Annotated in this window: 5 protein-coding genes; 1 reads left to right on the forward strand and 4 read right to left on the reverse strand. The window is 46.4% G+C overall.

Annotated elements, in window-relative coordinates; translation table 11 throughout:
- Positions 1-12: 12 nt before the first annotated feature.
- From VIN08_RS19005 to dinB, 4 genes are all read right to left on the reverse strand, one after another.
- Positions 13-3,066: a DNA polymerase III subunit alpha gene (locus VIN08_RS19005; protein WP_331968228.1), complete on the reverse strand. Its 3,054-nt coding sequence runs from the start codon at positions 3,064-3,066 to the stop codon at positions 13-15.
- Between the two features lie 10 nt (positions 3,067-3,076).
- A complete protein-coding gene (recQ, locus tag VIN08_RS19010) occupies positions 3,077-5,296 on the reverse strand; it encodes a DNA helicase RecQ (RefSeq protein WP_331968231.1) in 2,220 nt (739 codons plus the stop codon).
- Positions 5,297-5,364: 68 nt separating this feature from the next.
- Entirely contained in the window at positions 5,365-5,904 is a 540-nt protein-coding gene (locus tag VIN08_RS19015) for a 2'-5' RNA ligase family protein (protein WP_331968234.1), read from the reverse strand.
- A 41-nt stretch (positions 5,905-5,945) separates the two neighbouring features.
- The gene (dinB, locus tag VIN08_RS19020; RefSeq protein ID WP_331968237.1) at positions 5,946-7,139 is read right to left on the reverse strand and encodes a DNA polymerase IV; all 1,194 of its coding nucleotides are present in this window, start codon (positions 7,137-7,139) and stop codon (positions 5,946-5,948) included.
- 304 nt (positions 7,140-7,443) lie between these two features.
- Between dinB and VIN08_RS19025 the strand changes: the two genes are divergently transcribed.
- Entirely contained in the window at positions 7,444-8,226 is a 783-nt protein-coding gene (locus VIN08_RS19025) for a LexA family transcriptional regulator (RefSeq protein ID WP_331968240.1), read from the forward strand.
- The last annotated feature ends 77 nt before the right edge of the window (positions 8,227-8,303 follow it).

Genomic DNA, 8,303 nt, shown 5'->3' on the forward strand with positions numbered 1-8,303 from the left:
CCAAAGTATATATCAGGGTGTTTCCTGGAACGATATTTCCGGTCGTTTGTTGATGAGCGCCAGTTTCTCCATCCAGTGTACTTCGATGGTATATACTCCGAAATCTTCGGTTACAACACCTTTGATGGAGTAGAATCCGCGGCCGCGGATAGGATGTCTGGCGGCTACATCCGGAAAGTGCACCGTATCAAAAACTTCTCCATGATGATCGTAGAACGTTCCGAAGTTCATCATCTGGTCGGTTTTGGTATGCGCATTTTTTACCGTAACCAGGTAGCCCATGATATGTACCGGTTTGCCGATGCGGTGAGAGAGATCGCGTGCTGATGTATCGCCACGATCGTCTGTTTTGAGCAGCCGGAACGGATCGCCCAACGGGAAGCCTAACAGTTCTATCTCATCAAATATATCTTCCAGTTCATTGCGCGCGAGTTCGGGCAACGGAAAATCTTTCGGGTCGGTATCAAACAACACGGTAGATTGTTTGTTCCTGCTTTTCGCCTGGCCGAAATATAGCATGGCTTCCCAGAGCAGTCGTTGTTTGTTGCGCCCGGTAAAACGGAATGAACCGAGCCGTATCAAAATGCGCACCTGCTCCAACCCCAGCGGTACTCTGCGCAGAAAATTATCGAGGCTTTTATAGGGGCCGTTGCGCTGGCGCTCCTCCGGTATATATTGTGCTACTTTTGTTTCAAGACTTTTCAGGTGTACAAAGCCAACATAAATTGTATCATCGTATAGTGTGGTGAGATAGTCGCTATAGTTTACACAAGGCGCTTCGATGTTGGCACCGCTCATGCGCGCTTCATGAAAGTAAAATTCGGTACGATAGAAACCTCCGAAGTTGTTGATCACACCTACCATAAACTCCAGCGGGTAATGGGCCTTCAGGTACAGGCTCTGGTAACTTTCCACAGCATAGCTGGCGGAGTGTCCTTTGGCGAACGAATACCCGGAGAAGCTTTCGATCTCCAGCCACACGCGGTCTATTACACGTTGTTCATATTCTTTTGCGTGACAACATTCGAAGAAGCGATCGCGCACGCGCTGAAATTCTTCGCGCGACCTATATTTACCCGACATACCTCTGCGCAATACATCGGCTTCGGTTAAGGTGAGCCCGGCAAACTGATGGGCCACTTTGATCACATCTTCCTGGTATACCATTACACCATACGTATCGGCCATCAACACATCCATCTGCGGATGGATCGATTCATACTTTCCTCCGGTTCGCACAGCGTGATAGCGTTCTATATAGGCGCGCATCATACCCGAGCTTGCTACTCCGGGACGAATGATCGAACTCGCAGCCACGAGTGTGAGGTAATCATCGCATTTCAGTTTTCCCAACAGCATACGCATGGCGGGCGACTCTACATAGAAACAACCAATAGCCCGGCTGTTACGCAGCAGGTCTTTTATCTTCGGATCTTTCTTAAATTCCTGGAAACGGTTAATGTCGACTGTGATGCCTTTGTTCCGTTTTACATGGCGGATGGTTTCTTTGATGTGGCCAAGCCCGCGCTGACTGAGGATATCAAATTTATATATACCAAAGTCTTCTGCATTGTGCATTTCGAAATGCGACACCGGGTAGCCCTTGGGTGGTAACTCGGTGGTGGTATAGGTATAGATCGGTTTTTCGGTGATCAATACACCGCCCGCGTGAATGGAAAAGTTGGCCGGTAATTCTTTATTGACAATGTAGGAGGCATATTCGCACACGAGCTCACTGATCTGATCGCGCCTGCCATAGCGCTCCGGTTCTTCCACCAGGTCATCGATCTCTTCTTTGGGTAATCCGAATACTTTTCCGAGCTCGCGCAATATAGATCGTCCCTGGTAAGTAACGTGTGTACCCAGCAGGCATACATGGTCGGAACCGTATCGTTCAAATATATAGTTATAGATCGCATCGCGGTTGTCCCACGAGAAATCGATATCGAAGTCGGGAGGAGAGGAGCGTTCTTCGTTCAGGAAGCGTTCGAAATACAGGTTGAGTTCGATCGGGTCTACATTGGTAATACCGAGGCAATAGGCTACCGTGCTGTTGGCCCCGCTGCCGCGCCCCACAAAATCGTAATTGTTTCTCTTGGCAAAGTTGATGAGGTCGTAGGTGATGAGATAGTACGCTGTAAATTCTTTTCGGCCGATGATCGCCAATTCTTTTTCGATGCGCTCGTTCCAGATCGTTTCATCGTCTCCATAAATCCGGATATAGCCCTTGCGTGTTTCGGTTCGCAGATATTCAAGATCTTGTTGCTTGCTATCGGTAAAATATTTTTTGTTTTTGTCTTCCCCTTGTTTGCATACGATAGAACATGCATCCAGCAATGCTTTTGTATTGCTGATCAACTCCGGAAACTGGCTGAAGGCTTTTTCCAGTTTTTCTTCCGGCACCATATACTCATCCATGCGTGCCTGCTGGTATTCGGGTAATTTACTCAGCAAGGTGTTGTTGGCGATAGATCGCAGCAGGCGATGTGCATTGAAATCTTTACTGACAACCTTGCCATTTTTATTGCGCACCGGAGGAAGAAAGGTTACCGGGTGCAGTATAACAAACTTGTGCGCGTAGGCATGCCGTTGTTTGTAGAGTGCAAACTGGTTCCGCTGGTGATGCGCTATACCGGTATATTCCCACGGGCGAAGCTCTTCCGGTTCTAATTTGCCGAAGGGATAGATGATATATACCTCTTTAAATTCAGGAGCCCGCACGGGTACATCTTTACCTTCCCGGTTATAGCGCGAAAGAAAGCGGTTGATCTCTTCAAAGCCGGTATTGTTTTTGGCAATAGCGATGTAGAGCAATTCACTCCCCCTCCGAAACTCAATGCCTACCGCTATATCCAGCAGGTAAGGCTGCTCGCCAAATTTGGTGAGACCGTTGGTATAGGGACGGTTATTATCGCACAAGCGCAGCATTTCCATATAGGATGCCGTGTTGTTAATCTCGGTGATCACCAGTTTATGTACACCACATCGTTTGGCTTCCTCAAAAAGTGTTTTTACCGGAAGCATTCCGTATTTGAAACTGAAACCGGTGTGGCAGTTGAGGAACATAAATCTGTATCTATACTATAGGTTGACTTTGGTCAGTTGTGCCTGATGCTGTTTTGCTATATTCCAGGTGTGCCAGGGTAAACTTGATCTCGCCAAAGCTATAGTTATCGCCCAGCGCTTCTTTGATTGGTGTAAGCGCCAGTCCTCCTATATTTCCAATGACTTGTATGATGGATTGACGTTTATCGGCTGGTACAAATTGCTCAATAGCAATCTGGCCGCGTTGTACATAAAATGCCAAATGTGTTTCAATGGTAACAGGAGAGAGGCTGCGTATAGCAGCGATTTCGCTGATGGTTTTGCCTTCGTTGAATAATGAAAGCGTTTGCTGTTTGGTATCGTTCTCGCGCTCCGGTCTTTCCTTGCGTTGGCGCTTCGGGGCTTTCAGGTGTATACGCGAGGTGATATTGTTCGCGTTACAATATCGCGTGATCACTTCTATGAAGGATTGTCCATACTTCTCTACTTTCATCTGGCCAAAGCCGCTGATGTGGCTGATCTCTTCGCGTGTATGCGGCAGATAGGTAGCCAACTCTTGCAGTGTAGCATCGGAGAGTATAATATAGGCCGGTACATTTTCTTCTTCGGCCAGTTGTCTGCGAACAGCGCGCAGTTCTTCAAAAAGATTCAGTTCATACCCCGGCACAGGCTCCTGTATATTTATGATCTCCCGGGATTGTATGATCATTACTTTCTCCTGTCCTTTCAGCACGGCCATACTTTTTTCGGTGAGCTTTAACAGCGGGTACGCACCGTCTGATTTAACGAGATAGCCTTGTGCTACTAGATCGCGAATGATCCGGCTCCACTCATCTTTAGTTATATCCTGTCCTATACCAAATGTCTTTAACTGCTTGTGTTCTTCCTGGATCTTAACGCTGTTAGAGCCCCGCAGAAAATCGATCACATACCCGGCACCGAATCGTTCCTGCAACCGCGATACTGCCGATAATATTTTTTGTGCGGATATAGTACCATCTATCCGTTCAACACGCGCGAGGCATACATCACAATTACCGCAGGAATCTTCGGTGTCTTCATCGAAATAATTCAGCAGGTATTTTCTGCGGCAGGTAGGCAGGTCGCCATACTGCGCCATCTGGTCGAGCTTGCGTAAGATAATAGTGTTCTGTTCATCGTTACCTTCTATTTGTGTGAAGCGCTTCAGCTTGACTACATCGCTATAGGAGTAAAACAATAAAGCTTCACTCTCCAGGCCATCTCTGCCGGCACGGCCTGTTTCCTGGTAATAGCTCTCGATATTTTTGGGAAGATCCATGTGTACTACATAGCGCACGTTGGACTTATCGATGCCCATACCAAACGCAATTGTAGCGACCATGATCTTTACTTCATCGCGCAAAAACATTTCCTGGTGGCGGGCGCGTTGCTCGCGTTCCAATCCTGCGTGATACGGCAACGCATCAAAGCCCTGCAGCTTCAGATCGCTTGCTATAGATTCGGTGGAGGCACGGGACAAACAGTATATAATGCCGGATTCATTTTTTCTTGCCCGGAGAAAATCAAGAAGTTTCTCGAACGATCCCTGTTTCGGCTCAACGGTATAGCGGATGTTCGCGCGATTGAAACTCGATATATAGGTTACCGGATTTTTTAATGCGAGCTTCTCTACTATATCTTTTCGTGTGAGACGATCGGCCGTAGCAGTTAATGCGATTACCGGTACCGTTGGGAGCGCGTGCTTCAACTGTGCCAGCATCAGGTACTCCGGACGAAAGTCGTGTCCCCAACTCGAAATACAATGTGCTTCATCAATGGCGATGAGACCGATGTTAAGCGAGAGAATTGTGTTGAAGAACGGGGTCGGTATAAATCTGGAGGACGCAGTATTTTTGGCAGCGCCCGCATCTTCCTGTCGAAGTAATTTTTCCGGTGCGAGGTACAGGAGCTTCAGCTCCTTTGTGCGTGCTTTATTTAGAATCGCTTCCTGCTCCTGGTAGGATTGTGTGGAGTTGAGATAGGCTGCAGGTATACCATTGAGTCGCAGCGCATCGACCTGGTCTTTCATCAGGGCAATGAGCGGGGAGACTACAATGGTAAGACCTTCCAGCATCAGGGCGGGAACCTGGTAACACAACGATTTGCCTCCGCCGGTAGGCATCAGTACGAATGTATCTTTCTTTTCTAAAACCGACCGGATAATATTTTCCTGTTCCAGCCGAAAGGATGAATAACCAAAATGTGTTTGGAGAATTTGTATCGGAGACATACTCTTAGTCAATAACATTACAATAACGGGTAAAATACAGTATGATCGCATAACGATGTCTGTAAGTGTTAGTATTCGCCAAACATAATGTCCTTGTAGTGGATCCAGCGGTTTTCTGCACGCGCCAGTACGGTAATGCGATCGCAGAGAAAATGCTGGCTATAGGGAAGATCTTTCAGGTAAGGCCATGCTTTCAGAAAGTCATCGGCCGCCAGTTTTTTTGCAATGGTAATGTGTGGTGTATACCCTGATTCTTCCTTGATGAGCTTCTCGAAAATATCGCGCAGCGGATACTTATTAACAATGTCGAGGTAAATAGTACGGTGGCCACCATTATAAAACACATTCAGGTCTTTAATAAAGAGGTTGAATGGTTTGAATTGTACGGCTTTCTCTTCTACATGGCGTATAATATCTTCGAGGTGTTCATCGCTATACTTGAACAACGAGATATGTGCTTTGGAATACCGGTCATCAAACTCGTGACCGATCAGGTAATGTACATCGTCTTTTAATACGGATACATCGCTCATGATGTGACGCGGAGGCGCAATGATAAAGAATAACTCTTTTACCGGGCTTTTGATTTTTACTGCTGATGTTCTCATAAGTATATAGCGTTGTATTATTTTATTCTGATCGGTTATATTTATTTGAGGTTGCCTTTAAACATGTTCATCTCCATGCGCACGCGGTGGCTCACATCGAGTGTCGTGGCGCGCACCAGTTTCTCTACGCCATGCCGGTGTTTGATCAGGTCGATGGCTTCGTAAAGGTTGATGCTCTCGGCCGTATCATCGAAGAGACTGATCTGGTGATTGCCATGCACAAGTCCGCTGAGGCGCACACCTACCAGGCGTATAAGCATTCTTCTATTATAGAGTTTCTCAAAAAGCTGTGTTACTGTTCGGAGCAGTACATGATCGGAAGATGTATAGGGTATATGTACCTGCTTTGTTTCCGTGTCGAAGTTGGAGTAGCGGATCTTTACTGTTACGCAGGAGGTAAGCTTCATTTGCGTGCGTAACTGGAATGCTACTTTTTCTACCATGGCGATGAGGATCGACTTGAGTCGCTTTACATCGATGGTATCTTCTTCAAATGTACTCTCGGTAGAGATCGATTTCTGTTCGCTATAGGGAACGATCGGAGAGTCATCTATACCCTGTGCTTTGTTCCAGAGGGAAACTCCATTTTTACCGAAGGCGCTTACGAGAAACTTCAAAGGCATCTCGCGCAACGTGGCCACTGTACGCACACCCATATCATAAAGAAAGGTGGAGGTTTGCTTGCCGATCATCGGAATCTTATCTACCGTCAGCGGACCAAGAAAATCTTTTTCGGTGCCGGCCGGTATATATTTATTGGCTTTCGGCTTGAACTCGCCTGTAGCTACTTTCGATACAAGCTTATTAACAGAGAGCCCCATGGATATAATGAGGCCGCTCTCTTTAATGATTTTATTCTGCAGCTCGGTGGCCCATTTATAGGCACCGAAATATTTATCGAGGCCACTCGCATCGATATAAAATTCATCGATGGATGCTTTCTCGAAAGCGGGGGCGGCCTCTTCTATTATCTCGGTGATCTCGTGAGATGCTCTACTATATGACTCCATATCACCGGAGATTACTTTGGCATCGGGGCAAAGCTGCAATGCCAGGTACATAGGCATGGCAGAATGCACACCGAATTTGCGTGCTTCATAATTACAGGCGGCCACAACGCCTCTGCGGCTGCTGCCTCCTACAATTAATGGTCTGCCCAGCAGCTTGGGATTGTTCTTGCATTCCACCGCTACAAAGAAGGCGTCCAGATCGAGGTGCACTATGTTCCGTTCCATGACGCTAATTAACTAAAAATATTAGTTAAATGTTTTTCTTTTAATCTAATTATTTTAGATTTGTATCATCATTGAGCAGTTAAGGGAGTTAAACTGATTTTGCCATTCAGATTCTATAATCTCAATGAAACGTTGTATGTATTTTGCCTGAACCTCTCTCGCAGGGTCATGCGGGAGAGGCTTCAGGGTTGTATACGAAGTCGATGAAAGTGTTTTGCTGCAGGTATATATTTATACTTGTGGATAGCGATTTTTTGTTTATTCAGATCGGACTTTGTAAATCGTAACTTGTACACATTATATAATGGCAATCGTCAATAAAAATCTGAAGTTCCTTCGCACACAGAAAGGACTCACCCAAAAGCAACTTGCTGAAAAGCTGGGATTGAAACAGGCCGCTATAGGCGCGTACGAAGAAGAGCGTGCAACCCCTCCGTTGGCATCGCTGCTCGACATCACCAAAATCTTTAATGTAAACCTTGATGCACTGGTGAGCCAGGACCTGAGCAAGGTGCCTGAGAAAGAACGCAAGGCCAGCAGCAACAGTAGCAAAGGAAAAGAAGTACTGGCTATTACGGTTGACAGTAATAATAAAGAGAATGTAGAGCTGGTAATGCAGAAAGCTTCAGCCGGCTACCTGTCGGGATACCAGGATCCGGAGTTTGTAAAAGACCTGCCGAAGATCAGTTTGCCGGTGCTTCCTAAAAATAAAACATATCGCGCTTTCGAGATACAGGGCGACTCGATGTTACCCGTGCAGCCGGGCAGTATCATCTTCGGTGAATATATAGAAGATGTTGCCGGCATAAAGAACGGCAAGCTATATATAGTAGTAACGCAGGAAGACGGTATAGTCTTTAAACGTGTTTTCAACTTTGCCGATGATGAAGGTAAACTGCTGATGGTTTCCGACAACCGTCAATATCAGCCGTACTCTATCGCCACGGACGATGTATTGGAGATCTGGTCTGCGAAAGCATTTTTCTCCAATCAATTTCCAGAAGGCAGCGCAAGCAACCCATCCGTATCCGATCAACTCGCACTGCAAATCGTAAAGCTTCAACAGGAACTGACGAAGAAAAAGTAGGAACACCGATCATCGAATGCAGAAGTATAAAGTTCGGAAGACGGAAAGTCTGAAAGTATCCTGCTTGCGATTAACGT

Origin of the sequence: Ohtaekwangia sp. (assembly GCF_036568665.1) — a bacterium.
GTDB lineage: Bacteria > Bacteroidota > Bacteroidia > Cytophagales > Cyclobacteriaceae > Ohtaekwangia.